The sequence below is a fragment of the Actinoalloteichus caeruleus genome (genome assembly GCF_049311605.1).
GTDB classification, from domain to species: domain Bacteria; phylum Actinomycetota; class Actinomycetes; order Mycobacteriales; family Pseudonocardiaceae; genus Actinoalloteichus_B; species Actinoalloteichus_B caeruleus.
In genome coordinates this window covers 4,149,352-4,162,912 of record NZ_CP186005.1, presented here as the reverse complement: position 1 = coordinate 4,162,912, position 13,561 = coordinate 4,149,352, and the positions used below count along the sequence as shown (strand labels likewise).

Here is a 13,561-nt window from a genome sequence, read left to right as displayed (position 1 = left end):
AGTCCGTTCGTATGCTTGGTGGATGGACGGCGTGCGATGGCTCGACGACGACGAGCAGGAGACCTGGCGGGCTTATCTGTGGGCGAGCCAGCTGCTACGGGAGTCGCTGGACCGCCAGATGCACCGGGACTCGGGCCTGCCGCACACCTACTACCTGATCCTCGCGATGCTGTCGGAGGCGCCCGAGCGGTCCCTGACCATGTCCGAACTGGCCCAGGTGGTCCGGGCCTCGCCCAGCCGGCTGTCCCACGCGGTGACGAAGCTGGAGACGGAGGGCTGGGTTCGTCGCCAGAAGCACCCGCGAGACGCTCGCACGACCATCGCCACCCTCACGGCGGAGGGGTTCGACGTCCTCGTGGCCGCCGCTCCCGGCCACGTCGAGGCCGTGCGGCAGGGGCTGTTCGACCAGCTCAGCCAGGACCAGGTCCGCCAGTTGCGTGAGATCTCCCAGGCGATGCTCGCGCACCTGGACCCGCCGGCCCGCTACCACCGGCGACGCGAGCCCGGCGGGACCGAGACCCCGTCCCCGGACTCCGAGGTGCCGCCGCCCGGCGGCGTGGGCTGATCCGCGACGGCGCGGCGGCCCACTCCCGGGACGCGCCGACGTGACACCGCCGGCTCCACGGTCCGCTCTGCGAGGCTGGGGCGGTGCGAGTGCTGGTGACAGGGTCGAGCGGTTTCCTCGGGCACGCCGTGGTGGCCGAGTTGGCCGACCGGGGCCATGAGGTGGTGGCCCTGGTCCGACCGGGGCGGCCCGTTCCACCCGGTGTCGTGGACGCGGTCGTGGGTGACGTGCGGGACGTCGACTCGCTCCGGTCCCCCGTCTCGGCCGTGGAGGCCGTCTGCCACCTCGCCGCGCTGGTCCGGGTGCGCGAGTCGCTGACGGACCCGGTGCGGCACTGGCGGACGAACACCGGGGGGACGCTGGCGCTGCTCACCGCGCTCGCCGAGGCGGGCGCGGCCGGCGGTCCCCGCCGCCTGGTGCTGGCCTCCACCTGCGCCGTGTACGGCGTTCCGGGTGGCCAACCCATCGACGAGGACACCCCGGAGGTCCCGGTCAACGCCTACGGCGGGAGCAAACTCGCCGCCGACCGGGCCGCCGCCGACCTGGCCGCGACGGGGTCGGTCGGCGCGATCAGCCTGCGGTCCTTCAACCTCGCGGGCGCGGCGCGTGGCCGGCCCGACCCCGACCCGTCCCGACTCGTCCCCGCGGTGCTCGCGGCCAGGACGGGCCGGACGGCCGCCCTGACCATCAACGGCGACGGGTCGGCCGTGCGCGACTTCGTGCACGTGGAGGACATGGCCGACGCCTTCGCCCTGGCGGTGGCGGCCTGCGCGCCCGGCCGGTGGCGCGCCTACACCGTCGGCAGTGGCCGGCGCAGCAGCGTCCGCGACGTGGTGGACACGGCCGCCCGCGTGACGGGGGGAGCCGTGCCCCTCGCCTACCGGAGGGCCGCACCCGAACCTCCCGAACTGGTCGCCGACCACTCGCGGATCACCCGGGAGCTCGGCTGGGAACCGAGGCGGTCGGACCTCCCGCGCATCCTGCGGGACGGCTGGGAGGCACACCAGCGCTGGTATCCCGTCGAGAAGTGAGTCGGGAGCCCCGCGCCCCGCTCGCCCCGCCCAGCTCGCCCCGCGCGCGGCTCCCGGCGCTCACCTGACCCTCGGCTCCCGCCCGGGAGGGGCGGTGGTGCCTGGCAGCCGAACGGGGCGGTGCTCTCCCCTGGAGACCACCGCCCCGCTGCTCGGTGCGTCGTACCGCTCACCGTCAGAGGGAGACGTGCTCCTCGATCCACGGGGTCCAGTAGGCGACGTCCGTGCTGATGCCAGGGCCGATGGCGCAGAGGGGCTCGCTGGACTGGTAGCCCGTCCGCACGATGATGCCGGCCAGTTCCCAGCCGCCGTCGGTGGCCTTCAGGGTGCCGGTGCCGGAGTCGCCGTAGCAGAAGCCCGTGCCCTCGGCCGGCTGGTCGCAGATCTCGGTCTCCGGGTTGAATCCGTACTCGCAGCCCTCGGCGATCACGGTGGTGTCCAGCAGCTGGAGGATCTCGGCGGACCCGCACTCACCGCCGACCGGGCACTCCTGGCCCCACCCGGTGTGCCGGATGGTGTCTCCGGGCAGCGGCTTGCTGGTGGACAGCGTCGCCGGCGTCACCGAGACCGGCTCGGCGAGGCGGATCAGCGCGATGTCCGCGTCGACCCGGGTGACCTCCGAGTCGTCGTAGTCCGGGTGGATGATGATCTCGGCGGAGGGGACCACCTCGCCGCCCTGGGTGCGGTCGACGCTGCCGACGCGGACGTCGATGTCCGCCGGCTCGTAGCTCACCATGCAGTGGGCGGCCGTGAGCACCCACTCGGGGGCGATCACGGTGCCGCCGCAGGCGTGGCGACCGTCGTTGATCAGCGCCGCCGAGAACTCGTACCCCTCGGTGGCGTCCTCGCCGCCGACGATGAACGGCTGGACGACCCCGGCGTCAGGGGTGGTCGTGTCGGGTGACGCGACCGCGGTGGCCGACGCCAGCCCGAGCGTGGCGATGGCCGCGCTGGCGACCGCGGTGGCGGCAAGACGAAAGCGCATGACACTCCGGTTGTCTCGATGGTTCGGCTGAGCCGTGTTCGCCTGGTGGGCGAACGTCACGGGACAATGGTCTAGTCCGAGTTCGCGTGCGCCGTCAAGAAACTGTCACGGCGGTCATAGGAAAACCCTTGCTCGATGTCCGTTGGATTCGGGAGATACGTTTCCGTTCCCCCTCGGCGAAAACCCTCCAATTATCGGTGGCGGTGTTCTCCGTGATCCGCACAAGATCGGAAACCGTTCCTTCCCGTATCAGTAGGACGGTGTAGTTCGCCTGGTCCAGGGCCGGTTCCGGTCAGAGTTGCCCGGGAGCGGCGGTGTCGAGCCCGGGTGGCGAACGCACTGGCCGACCTGGTTCGGTGATTCCTCGGAAAAGGTCCCAGAACGTTTTGGCGCGGTCGCGGGTGCGGTGTTCGGAGTGCGTCGCTCGGAAGTGGGGCCCGGGGGGCGCGTCGAGTCGGAATTCCGGGATCGCGCTGCCCCGGTGAGGTGGAGAACGAGTGGTGGCGCGGTCCGCGAAATCCCCGTGGCCCCGTTCCCGCCGAGTCCTGCCGGTAACCGCACCTCGACCGATGACGACGGGACGGGGACGCGCGTGCCGCGCCCGCCACCGGCGGATCGGAGTGGACGGCACGTCCGGTCGCCCCGCCCACCCGGCCCCGCCGGCCCGCCCCTCGTCGAGTGGCGGTGGCGGAGTGGCGCGCCGACGATGGAGCCGCGTCGGACGTCACCCGACGACGAACCCCGGTCTGAGGAGAAGCACGGTCGTGAGCTGGACACCGCCTCCCACCGTCGCGGTGCTGGGCATCGGCACCATGGGCCTGCCCATGTCCCGGAACCTGCTGGCCCACGGGTTCGGTGTCCGGGCGTGGAACCGGACCAGCGCCCGGGCCGAACCGCTGCGCGCGGACGGCGCCGACATCCTCGACACCCCGGCCGAGGCCGCCGACGGCGCGGACGTCGTCCTCACCATGCTGGCCAACGGGGACGCTGTCGACGCCGTGGTCTCCGGCTCCGACGGGGTGCTCGCGGCGCGGCAGCGTCCCGGCCTGTGGATCCAGACCAGCACGGTCGGGGTCGCCGACGAACGGCGGTTGCGTTCCGCCGCCGCCACGGCGCACCTGCCCTACGTCGACGCGCCGGTCCTCGGCACCCGCGAACCCGCCGAACAGGGGCGGCTGGTCGTGCTGGCCTCCGGCCCCGACGAGACCAGGGGACCCGCGACGCGGGTTCTCGACGCGATCGGCTCCCGCACCCTCTGGGTGGGACCAGCCGGTGCCGGATCGCGGCTGAAGCTCGTCGCGAACGCCTGGGTCCTGACGCTGACCGCCGGCGTCGGCCAGTCGCTGGCGCTGGCCCGCCACCTCGGCCTGGACCCGGCGTTGTTCCTCGCCGCGATCTCCGGCGGCGCGATGGACGTCCCCTACGCCCACACCAAGGGCTACGCGATGCTGCGTTCCGACTACACCCCGTCCTTCCCCCTCCGGCTCGCCGCGAAGGACGCCCGCCTGGTGCTCGCCGCGTCGGCCGGCGACGACGCACCCGACCTCTCCCTGGTGCGGGTGGTGCTCGACCAGCTGACCCGGGCGGAGGACCACGGTTTCGGCCGGGACGACCTGGCCGCCGTGTACGAAGGGGTTCGGGACGGGCAGGACCACGAGCACTGACGGGCGGGCGGCGGGGAGGCCACCTCAGCCGCTCGTGGCGGCCGGTCCGCCGAGCGCCGCCAGCCGCTCGGCCACGCTCGCGGCCTCCGGGACCTCCAGCGGCTGGTAGCAGGCCAACGCCTGGCGCCACGACTCGGCCGCGGCCGCCGCGTCCCCCATCGCCCGGTGGGCGTCACCCACCCGTTCCAGGGCCTGGCCCCGCTGGTAGCCGTTGCCCACCGACTCCGCCACCTCGGCGGCCTTGCGGTACTCGGCCAGCGCGGCCCGGGGATCCGACCTGGCGAGGGTCTCGCCCAGTTCCAGCAACACCTCGTGGACCAGGCCGGGGTCACCCACCTTCTCGGCCAGCTCCAGCGCACGCCGCTGCTCCCGTTCGGCGGCGGCGAGATCCCCGTCCCGGCGCATCCCCGCGGCCAGGTGCGCGGTGGCCATCGCCTCACTGGACCGGTCACCCAGCTGCCGGAACAGGGTGAGCGCCCCGCGGTCGTGCTCCTCGGCCTCGCTCTCCCGACCCAGTTTCCGCAACAGGATCGCCAGGTTCCCCAGCGTCCTGGCCTCCCCGGGACGGTCGTCCAACTCGCGGAAGACGGCCAACGCGTGGCGGTGCCGGGCCAGCGCGCCGTCGAGGTCCCCGAGCAGTTCCTCGACGATGGACAGGTTCCCCAACGCCCTGGCCTCCCCCGGGCGGTCGTCGAGCCGGCGGAACAGGGCCAGCGCCGCCTCGTGCCGCTCCCTGGCCTCGGGGAGCCGACCCAGCCGGCGCAGGACGAGGCCGAGGTTGCCCAGCGACCGCGCGGTGCCCGTCCTGTCGCCGAGCTCCCGCCGCACGGCCAGCGCCCGCTGGTAGTGGTCCAGAGCGCAGGGCAGCTGACCGAGCCGCCAGTAGGCGGTGCCCAGGTTGTGCAGGACTGTCGCCTCCTCCCACCGGTCGCCGTGCCGGCGGGCCGCGTCCAACGCCTGTTCGTGGGTGGCGACCCAGTGGTCGAGGTAGCCGCGCAGGTGGAAGAAGCGCCAGAGCACGTCGGCGAGCCGCCAGGAGTGCTCCGCCAGCTCCGACCCGGCCGCCCGCTCCACCGCGGCGACCAGGTTCGCCAGCTCGGTCTCCAACCAGTCCCCGGCCTCACCGGGACCGGTGAGGGTGGGGACGTGTCGTGGAGGGTGGGCGACGGCCAGGGACTCGGTCGTCCGGTTGGAGTCCATCCGGTCGACGGCGGCCCGCGCGGTGACCAACCAGTAGTCCAACAGCCGGTGCAGCGCGGTCCGCCGCTCGGTCTGGTCGTCGACCGCCTCCGCCAGCGTGGCGGCGTGCGCCCGGATCAGGTCGTGGAAGCGGTAGCGGTCGGGCAGGTGCTGTTCGAGGAGGTGGCTGTCGACCAGGTCCTCCAACGAGCGTTCCACCGCCCACGGTTCCGACCCGGCGACCGCCGCCGCCGCGCCCACGTCGACATCCGGTCCCGGCAACAGGCCCAGCGACCGGAACACCTTCCGCTGCGCGGGCCTGAGCTGCCGGTAGGAGACCTGGAAGGCGGCGGCCACACTGCGACGTTCCTCCTCCAGCTCCCCGAGTCGGCGTCGTTCGTCGCGGAGCCTCCTGGCGAGGTGGCGGGGCGACCAGGTCGGACGCGCCCGCAGCCTGGCCGCGGCGATGCGCACGGCGAGCGGCAGTCGCCCACACAGGTCGACCAGCTCGTCGACCTCCTCGGGCGGGACGGTTCCGAGGCGTTCGGGACCCGCCACCCTGCGGAACAACATCGCGGCCTCGGTGCTGTCCAGGACACCGAGCGAGAAGGGACGCACGCCGGGGAGGGAGGGCAGCCGCCGGCGGCTGGTGACCAGCACCAGGCTCCCCGGGCCAGCGGGTAACAGCGGCGTCACCTGCTCCTCCGACCCCGCGTTGTCCAACAGGACGAGGAGCCGCCGCCGCGCGGCGATCGTCCGGAACAGCGTGGCCCGTTCCGCCGGAGTGGGTGGGACCTCCTCCCCCGGCACGCCCAGATCGCGCAGCACCCGGTCGAGGGCCCGCGCCGGGTCGAGGGGGAGCGTGCCCTCGGTGAAGCCGTGGAGGTCGAGGAACAGCTGGCCGTCGGGGTAGCCGAGGGACAACCGGTGTCCGAGCCGCACGGCCAGGGCGGTCTTGCCCACTCCCGCCATCCCGTCGAGGACGACCACCGTGACCTGCGACTCGGCCTCCCCGGACCGCGCCAGGTGGCAGATCCGGTCGATCAACTCGTCACGACCGGTGAAGTCCGCCGTGTCCACGGGGAGCTGCGCGGGCACGGGGTGGCCCGGCTGGGGACGGCCCTCCGCCACCACCTCCCGGCCGCCGGCGTTTCCGGTCGCCTTCCCGGGACGCCCGTTCCTGATCTCCTCGCGCAGGAGGCGCAGTGCCGGGAGCGGCTCGGTGCCCCCCTCGCGTCGGAGCACCCGTTCGGCGTCCTCGAAGACGGCGAGCGCCTCGTCCCGCCGCCCCGACAGGTGCAGGGCCCGCATCAGCAGCTCCCGCAGGTCCTGGCGCAGCGGGTGTTCGGTGACCAAGCGGGACAGCTCGGCCACCGCCTCGGAGTACCGGTGGAGGGCGACGCGCATCTCGTTGCGGTGACGCAACGCCGCCAGCCGCTCCTCCGCGAGCGCGCCCGCCGACCGGGCCACCAGGGGCGCGGCCCCGAGGCCTCCCAGCGGGTCGCCCTCCCACAGGGCGAGGGCCTCACCGAGCCGGGGCAGGGCGCTCTCGGGGTCCCCCTGGCCGGCGGCCACGACCAGTCGCCGGAAGCGGTGCAGGTCGACCGCCTCCGGCGTGGCCTCCAACTGGTATCCGTCCGCGTCCCCGGAGATGCGCACCTCGCGCAGCGTCCGCCGCAGCGTCGACACGTAGACGGTCACCGCCTGTGCGGCCGCTCCCGGCGGCGTCGAGGACCACACCGCCTCGACCAGGTGCCGCGCGGGAACGGGCTCGCCGAGCCGGAGCAACAACGCCGCGAGGACAGTGCGCTGACGAGGCGGACCAAGATCGACCGGAGTGCCGTCGCGAATGGCCGAGACGCGTCCCAACAGGCGGAACGACAGCTCTCCCACCTCCGAAGACACCCGCCCTTCCATTCTCGCCGCGGCGTCCGTCCCCCGGGTCGGCCCGTGGGGGAGCGGTCGGAATCGTCAGCTGTACGGTAGCCCTTCCCGCGCAGGGGACTCGCGGCGCGCGGACCGTCCGCCGGCGGGACCGGAGGGCCTGGGACGACGGGTCCAGCGGTCCACCACCCATTACCTACTGTGCCACCGGCAACACTTTAGGTAGCATCACGAGCGGTGGGTCCTCCGCCGCAGCGAGTAGCGATTGCCAGGGAGTTTCGCCGGACATCTCGCCAGGAGACGGGTGGGTCCCCGTCGGTCCGTTCCCGCCGTGCCAGCCAGCGCACCGAGGCCGGCGAACTCGGACCGAACCCGTCCCGCCCCGTGGCGAGCGGACGATGAAGAGACGGGCACGGTGGTTGCGATGAACGAACGCGCTTGTTTCGAGCGTTCCGTGGCTCGCGCGTTGGCCAGGTCGGAGCATCCCACCCGGTAGGCGTCCCACCGCCAGCCGGGACCAGCCCCCTGGCCACGCCCGCCGTTCACCAGCCCGCCGTCGCCCGGTGAGCCGTGGCGGCCGACGCGCGGCGGGCTCGGCCTTCCCGACGGCGTTCCCCGTTCCGGCGTTCCGATCGCGTTTTCCGCGGGCACGCGTCAACCCGCCCGGGCCGGCCGGCCCCGCGCGGGCCGAACCCGTCGCCGTTCGGCGACGACCTCTCCCCTCGGAGGTACAGATGGAGAAGACGGAGACCGACTTAGCCGGTGTCCCCCCGTCCTCCCGGCCGCAGGAGCACCCCGAGCCCAGCTCGATCCACACCCTCCCCTCGGGCAGGGCGAGTATGGGAGGTGTGTTGACGGTCGGGATCGAGGAGGAGTTCCTCCTGCTCGATGGCGAGTCGGGCCGGCCGGCGGCCTCGGCACCCTCCGTGCTGGCGGCGGCCGACCGGGCCGGGGTGGGCGCCTGCGCGGAGGCCACCCCGTACCAGGTCGAGACGGCGACGCCGGTCTGCGGGACCGCCGGCGAGCTGCTGGGTTCGTTGTCACGGTCCCGGGCCGTGCTGGCGGCGGCCGCGGCCGGGGAGGGCAGTCGGGTCGTGGCCAGCGGTTGCGCCCCGCTCGCCGCCGGTGTCCCCACCCCCCTCACCCCGGCCGACCGGTACCAGCGGATGGGGGAGCGGTACGGGATGCTCGTGGACGACCTGTCCGTGTGCGGCTGCCACGTCCACGTCGGGATGCCCGACCGGGAACGCGCGGTCCTGGTCGCGGACCACCTGCGTCCGTGGCTGCCGGCCCTGCTGGCGCTCTCCGCCAACTCGGCGTTCGCGGGTGGTCGGCCCACCGGGCACGCGAGCTGGCGGGCGGTCACCTGGACCCGGCTGCCCTCGGCCGTGCCACAGCCCTGGTTCGGGTCGCTCGCCGGGTACGAACGGGCGAGTGAGGAACTCCTGATCTCGGGCGCCGCTCTTGACAGCGGGATGTTGTACTTCTCCGTCCGCCCCTCGGAGCGGGTCCCCACCGTCGAGGTCCGGATCTTCGACGTGGCCGCCACGGCCGAGGAGGCGGTGCTGTACGCGCTGCTGGTCCGCGCGCTCGCCGTGGTCGCGCTCGCCGACATCGACGCCGGTCGCGCGGGCCCCCGGTTCCCCGACCACACCCTGCGGCTGGCGCTGTGGCGCGCGGCGCACGACGGACTGGAGGGCATGAGCCTCGACCCGGGGACCGGCACGCTGCTCACCGCCAGGGGACGGGTACGCCAACTCATGCGCCGGGCCGCCCCCGGACTGGAGGCCGGGGGTGACCGGGCCACCGCGCGGGACCTGCTGGGCAGGTTGTTCGCGGCCGGATCGGGCGCGCACCGCCAGCGCGCCGCCTACGGGCGGCGCCGGCGGTTCGACGACCTGCACGACCACCTGAGCAGGTCCTTCACCGGTCCGCTCCGCCCCACCTGAGCCCCGGCCCACGGCACCAGCCCGCCCCGCCGAGGACGGCCGTCGCCACCAGGGGACGGCGTCACGGCCCCACCGGCCGCCCCCTGCCCGGCCGGGGTTGTCCACCACGTCCTCACCGGTACCGCACGGTCCGCTCGCCCACAGGAACCGCCACGTCGAACTGGTGGTTCGCCGGGGGCAGCGGGCAGTTGAAGTGCGCCGAGAACGCGCACGGCGGGAGGTAGGCGCGGTTGAAGTCGAGGAGGACGCGAGCGGTGCCGCCGGCACTCACGTCGGGGCGTGTCACCCGGAGGAAACGGCCAGGTCGGTAGCTGCTGACCCCGGTGGTCGCGTCGGAGAAGACCAGGAGGAGCCGCCCCTCGGAGACCAGGGGAGTGGTGCGGTACTCGCGGCCACCCACGGTGAACCGCAGCTCCCCCGGGACCTCCAGCTCCGTCGGTCCCGACTCCAACATCTTCGCGTAGTTCACCACCTCCCGGCCGGGGAAGGGCGTGTACCGGGCCGGGACGATCCAGTCCGGGTCGAACGGGGAGGTGTCGATGTCCTCGAACCCCGACGCGGCCGGGGCGGCCGGGTCGAAGCGCCGAACCCCGAACTGCCCACCCCGCACCACCACGGTGGCGCTCCCGCCGGGGAACCGCACCATCGGCGCTGCCCCCGCTCCCGCCCCGCTGACCCGGCGTTCGCCCGACAGCGGATCGCCGTCGACGGTCACCTGGTCCGCCTCCTCGGCGGCGAGCCACACCTCGTCGCCGACGACGGTCCACCGCCCCGGCAGTCCGGGCAGCCGCTCCGACTCGTCGGGCCAGCAGGTGTCGACCAGCGCGAGGCTGCCCTCCGGGCCGGTCACCGCGTGCCGTCGCGCCTCCCGCCACCGGTTCCAGGCGTCCTCGCGCCCCGCGTCCGAGGACGTCACCGACGTGTCCGATCCCGTGCCGCCCATCTCGTCTTCCTCCCTGGTCGATGCCCGCGCACCACCTCACCACACCGCTCGACGCGTCCAGGTGCGAGGTGCGGGCTGGCGGAGCGAGGGGCGGGGAGGGGGCCACGACGAGGGCGGTTCCGCCCGGAGGAGCGGTCGTCCGGTGCGCTCGCGAGGCCCGCTCGGGACCCCATGACGTGGCGGCTGCCCTCGGCGGAGGTCGCCGGTCCGGTCCCCGCCGACCGCCGAGCCGTCGGTTCGCCACCCAACCTCGTCGAGCGTCGCCCGGAAGAGTGCGGGGACGACGTCGGACGGCAGGTGGGCGGCCCTCGCCGACGGCACCCGCCCGTCGTTCCGCCGATCGGGCGCTCCCGAGTGCGACGATGGGCCTCCGGCGGGCGGTGTGGTGCCTCCCGAGCTCTCCGGCACCGGTCAGCCACGCGGGCTGGCCGCCGGGGGGCGGGACGACACGCCGCCCTCCTTCGTGATCCGTGTTCACCGGAGGTGCGATGCCATGAGTGACCCCGCGTTCGTGCACGAGGACGTCCTGGACACCACGCCCAGCCGGCTGTGGGCCGCGTTGACCTCCGGGGAGATCACCCGGCGGTACTGGTTCGACCGTCGCGTCGAGTCAGACTGGACGGTGGGATCGGTGGTCCGGTTCTACGACGGCGACAGTGACCGGGTCACCGACAGCGGCGAGGTGCTGGAGGTCGACCCCACCCGCCGGCTCGTCTACAGCTTCCGGCAGGAGGCGTCGGACGGCGGCCCCGCGTCTCCCGCCACCCGGGTGTCCTTCGAACTCCGGCCGTTGCCCGGCGGCAAGGTCCGGTACCGCCTGGTGCACGACGGCCTGGCCGGGGCCGAGGACGTGGAGTCCTGGCGGGAGGGGTGGACCCCGATCCTCGCGAACCTCCGCGAGTACCTGGCCGGCCACGGCGCCACGGCCTAGGGGTGTGACCGCCGGGCCGGTCGCGACCGGCCCGGCTCCGCTCCCAGGTCACGGCCCGACCGGGGGCGCGCGCCCTCCGAGACGGGATGGGGAACACCGTGTCCGATCTGGTGGAACACCTCGCGGGCATCTCCGGGGCCGGCGTGCCCTTCGCGCTGGTCAGCCTCGTGGAGGCGACGGGCGGCAGCCCCCGCCGGCTCGGCCTCGCCCTCGTGGTCGAGTCGGACGGCCAGGTGACCGGGGGAGTGGCGGGTGGCTGCGTCGAGGCCGCCGTGTACGCGTGGGCCGAGCAGGCCCTGGCGACCGGGAGGTGCCTGCGGCGGCGGGTGGCGGCCTCCGGAGGGGACATCCTCGCGCCGACCGCGAGCTGCGGTGGCGAACTGGAGGTCTTCGTCCGCCGCTGCTCCGGGGAGGGACACCCCGAACTGCTCGCCCTGCGCGAGGCCAACCGCCGTGACCAGGAGGCGGTGCTCGTCACCGTCGTCGACGAGGACCACCCCCTCGCCGGCCAGGCGGTCACCGTTCTCGGAGCACCGGCCGGGGCAGCCGGCGGCGACCGCCAGCCGGGGCGGCCACACCCCCACGGGACGTTGGGGGACCGCGCGGCCGACCGGGCGGCGACCGGGCGGGTGCGGGAGTGGCTGACCGCCCGCCGGCCGGGCCGGCACCGGCTTCCCACCGTCGGCGGTGGGGAGGTGGAGGTCCTGGTGGAGACCCACGCGGCTCCGGACCGGTTGGTCCTCATCGGCTCGACGGTCCACGCGGACCCCCTCGCCCGGCTCGGGCGGCTCCTCGGCTACCACGTCACCGTGTGCGATCCCCGCCCGCTGTTCACCACCGCCCGCCGCTTCCCCGCCGCCCACGACGTGGTCGTCGACTGGCCGCACCGGTACCTGGCCGGGCAGCGGCTGACCGCGCGGGACGCCGTCTGCCTCCTCACCCACGACTCCAGGGTGGACGTGCCAGCCCTGGTGGTGGCCCTGCGCGGACCAGCCGGGTACGTGGGAGCGCTCGGGTCCCGCGCCACCCACCGCAGGAGGGTCGGCGAGCTGCGGGGCCGGGGGCTCGGCGACCGCGAGCTGGCCCGGCTGCGCGCTCCGGTCGGCCTGGACCTCGGGGGTGACCGGCCGGAGGAGACGGCCGTCTCGGTGGCCGCCGAGATCATCGCCTGCCGCGCGGGCGGCAGCGGGCGGCCGCTGACGTCCCTCGACGGCCCGGTCCACCCGGCTGCTCCCCGTACCGCGCGGACCAGGCAGGCGCCCCACCAGCCCCCCCGACGAACCGGACCGCAATGCGGCACTGGAGAGGGAACGCGATGACCTCCGACCCCCACGCGCGGCCCCCCGAAGGGTCGACGGGACGTCCGCCGGCCGGAGACCGCCCGAACTCCTCCCCACCGCTGCCCAGGGGACGGCCACCACGACCGGTGGGCGGCCGCCGGTCGGACCGCTCGTTCCTCCTCCACCACGCTGCCGCCGGCCGGCTCGCCCCGACCTCGGACCCGTCCCGGGACCGCGGGCGGGCGGAGCCGCACCCGTACCACCCCCAGCCGGCTCCGGGCCGAGTTCGCACGGCCGTCCCGGCACGCCCGGTGGCGGACGCGGTCCGACGGGATCGGGCCGCCGGGCCGGATCCGCGCCCGCGTCCGGGCCGTCCCACGCCGTCCTCCGGAGCGGACCGGTGACCGGGTGGGCCGAGCGGTCGACCCCGACCGTCGCCGGCCTCGTGCTCGCCGCCGGGGCCGGCCGGCGCTTCGGTCGGCCCAAGGCCCTCGCCGCCCTGGACGGCGAACTCCTGGTCGAGCGGGCCGTCGCCGCGCTGGCCGCCGGCGGGTGCTCGCCGATAGCGGTGGTGCTCGGCGCCGCGCGCGACGAGGTGCGCCGGCGGGCCCGCTTCCCCGTTCCCGTCCTGGCGGTCGACAACGAGGACTGGGCCACCGGGGTCGGGTCCAGCCTGCGAGCCGGACTGGACGCCCTGCTCCGGCGCGGCGCGCACGCCGCGCTGGTGGTACCCGTCGACCTCCCGGGGCTCACCCCGGCCGCCGTCGACCGGGTCCGCCGGACCGCGACAGCCGAACCAGGAACACCCGGGACGATCCGTCCCGGCGCGGCGCTCGCCGTGGCGACCTACCAGGGGCGGCGAGGACACCCCGTCCTGATCGGGCGTGCCCACTGGGCGGGTGTGGCGCGGTCGGCCGCCGGCGACACCGGTGCCCGCCCCTACCTCGCCCGGCGGAAGGTCACGCTCGTGGAGTGCGGCGACGTCGGCGACCCGGTGGACGTCGACCTGCCCGAGGACCTGGAGCCGTGGCGGAACGCCGCTGGCGGAGCACCCGGCACACGGTGACCAGCCACGGCGGCCCCACGACCACACCCCGCTCCGGGTTCCGAGCGGCGAGGTGCCCGCCCGGCGAGCACGCTGTACCCACGA

The 13,561-nt window shown here is 74.8% G+C and carries 10 protein-coding genes; 7 read left to right on the top strand and 3 right to left on the bottom strand.

The genetic code is table 11. The features are described 5' to 3' along the window. Positions 1-22: 22 nt before the first annotated feature. Positions 23-565 (top strand): MarR family winged helix-turn-helix transcriptional regulator, encoded by a 543-nt coding sequence (locus tag ACOJVX_RS16680; RefSeq protein ID WP_051314047.1) that lies wholly within the window; start codon positions 23-25, stop codon positions 563-565. Between the two features lie 83 nt (positions 566-648). Further along, positions 649-1,596 carry an NAD-dependent epimerase/dehydratase family protein gene (locus ACOJVX_RS16675; RefSeq protein WP_026419178.1) on the top strand — a complete coding sequence of 316 codons (948 nt, stop codon included), beginning with the start codon at positions 649-651 and terminating at the stop codon, positions 1,594-1,596. Between the two features lie 175 nt (positions 1,597-1,771). On the opposite strand, the gene ACOJVX_RS16670 is transcribed toward ACOJVX_RS16675, so the two are convergent. Continuing rightward, positions 1,772-2,581 carry a S1 family peptidase gene (locus tag ACOJVX_RS16670; RefSeq protein ID WP_026419179.1) on the bottom strand — a complete coding sequence of 270 codons (810 nt, stop codon included), beginning with the start codon at positions 2,579-2,581 and terminating at the stop codon, positions 1,772-1,774. Positions 2,582-3,345: 764 nt separating this feature from the next. Between ACOJVX_RS16670 and ACOJVX_RS16665 the strand changes: the two genes are divergently transcribed. After that, positions 3,346-4,245, top strand: coding sequence for an NAD(P)-dependent oxidoreductase (locus ACOJVX_RS16665; RefSeq protein WP_030107527.1), 900 nt, complete (start codon positions 3,346-3,348; stop codon positions 4,243-4,245). Between the two features lie 24 nt (positions 4,246-4,269). Here the strand turns inward: ACOJVX_RS16665 and ACOJVX_RS16660 are convergent, their stop codons facing one another. Then, on the bottom strand, positions 4,270-7,329 hold the full coding sequence (locus ACOJVX_RS16660) for a tetratricopeptide repeat protein (protein WP_422646910.1): 3,060 nt from the start codon (positions 7,327-7,329) through the stop codon (positions 4,270-4,272). 713 nt (positions 7,330-8,042) lie between these two features. Between ACOJVX_RS16660 and ACOJVX_RS16655 the strand changes: the two genes are divergently transcribed. Next, entirely contained in the window at positions 8,043-9,257 is a 1,215-nt protein-coding gene (locus ACOJVX_RS16655) for a carboxylate-amine ligase (protein WP_051713519.1), read from the top strand. A gap of 112 nt (positions 9,258-9,369) precedes the next feature. Here ACOJVX_RS16655 and ACOJVX_RS16650 read toward each other — a convergent pair whose 3' ends face one another. After that, on the bottom strand, positions 9,370-10,200 hold the full coding sequence (locus tag ACOJVX_RS16650) for a DUF1684 domain-containing protein (RefSeq protein ID WP_035276188.1): 831 nt from the start codon (positions 10,198-10,200) through the stop codon (positions 9,370-9,372). 493 nt (positions 10,201-10,693) lie between these two features. Here ACOJVX_RS16650 and ACOJVX_RS16645 point away from each other — a divergent pair, with 493 nt between their 5' ends. The 3 genes from ACOJVX_RS16645 to ACOJVX_RS16635 all read left to right on the top strand — a co-directional run bounded on the left by ACOJVX_RS16645 (position 10,694) and on the right by ACOJVX_RS16635 (position 13,477). Next, the gene (locus ACOJVX_RS16645) at positions 10,694-11,131 is read left to right on the top strand and encodes an SRPBCC domain-containing protein (protein ID WP_051314050.1); all 438 of its coding nucleotides are present in this window, start codon (positions 10,694-10,696) and stop codon (positions 11,129-11,131) included. Positions 11,132-11,229: 98 nt separating this feature from the next. Then, complete coding sequence (locus tag ACOJVX_RS16640) at positions 11,230-12,450, top strand: XdhC family protein (RefSeq protein ID WP_337661699.1); 1,221 nt, start codon at positions 11,230-11,232, stop codon at positions 12,448-12,450. A 361-nt stretch (positions 12,451-12,811) separates the two neighbouring features. Further along, positions 12,812-13,477 (top strand): nucleotidyltransferase family protein, encoded by a 666-nt coding sequence (locus ACOJVX_RS16635; protein WP_418155242.1) that lies wholly within the window; start codon positions 12,812-12,814, stop codon positions 13,475-13,477. Positions 13,478-13,561: the final 84 nt, after the last annotated feature.

What these genes read in the sequence shown, in the direction of transcription:
- ACOJVX_RS16650 (WP_035276188.1), bottom strand. Translation starts at nt 10,200, where the DNA reads ATGGGCGGCACGGGATCGGACACGTCGGTGACGTCCTCGGACGCGGGG.
- ACOJVX_RS16655 (WP_051713519.1), top strand. Translation starts at nt 8,043, where the DNA reads ATGGAGAAGACGGAGACCGACTTAGCCGGTGTCCCCCCGTCCTCCCGG.
- ACOJVX_RS16645 (WP_051314050.1), top strand. Translation starts at nt 10,694, where the DNA reads ATGAGTGACCCCGCGTTCGTGCACGAGGACGTCCTGGACACCACGCCC.
- ACOJVX_RS16680 (WP_051314047.1), top strand. Translation starts at nt 23, where the DNA reads ATGGACGGCGTGCGATGGCTCGACGACGACGAGCAGGAGACCTGGCGG.
- ACOJVX_RS16670 (WP_026419179.1), bottom strand. Translation starts at nt 2,581, where the DNA reads ATGCGCTTTCGTCTTGCCGCCACCGCGGTCGCCAGCGCGGCCATCGCC.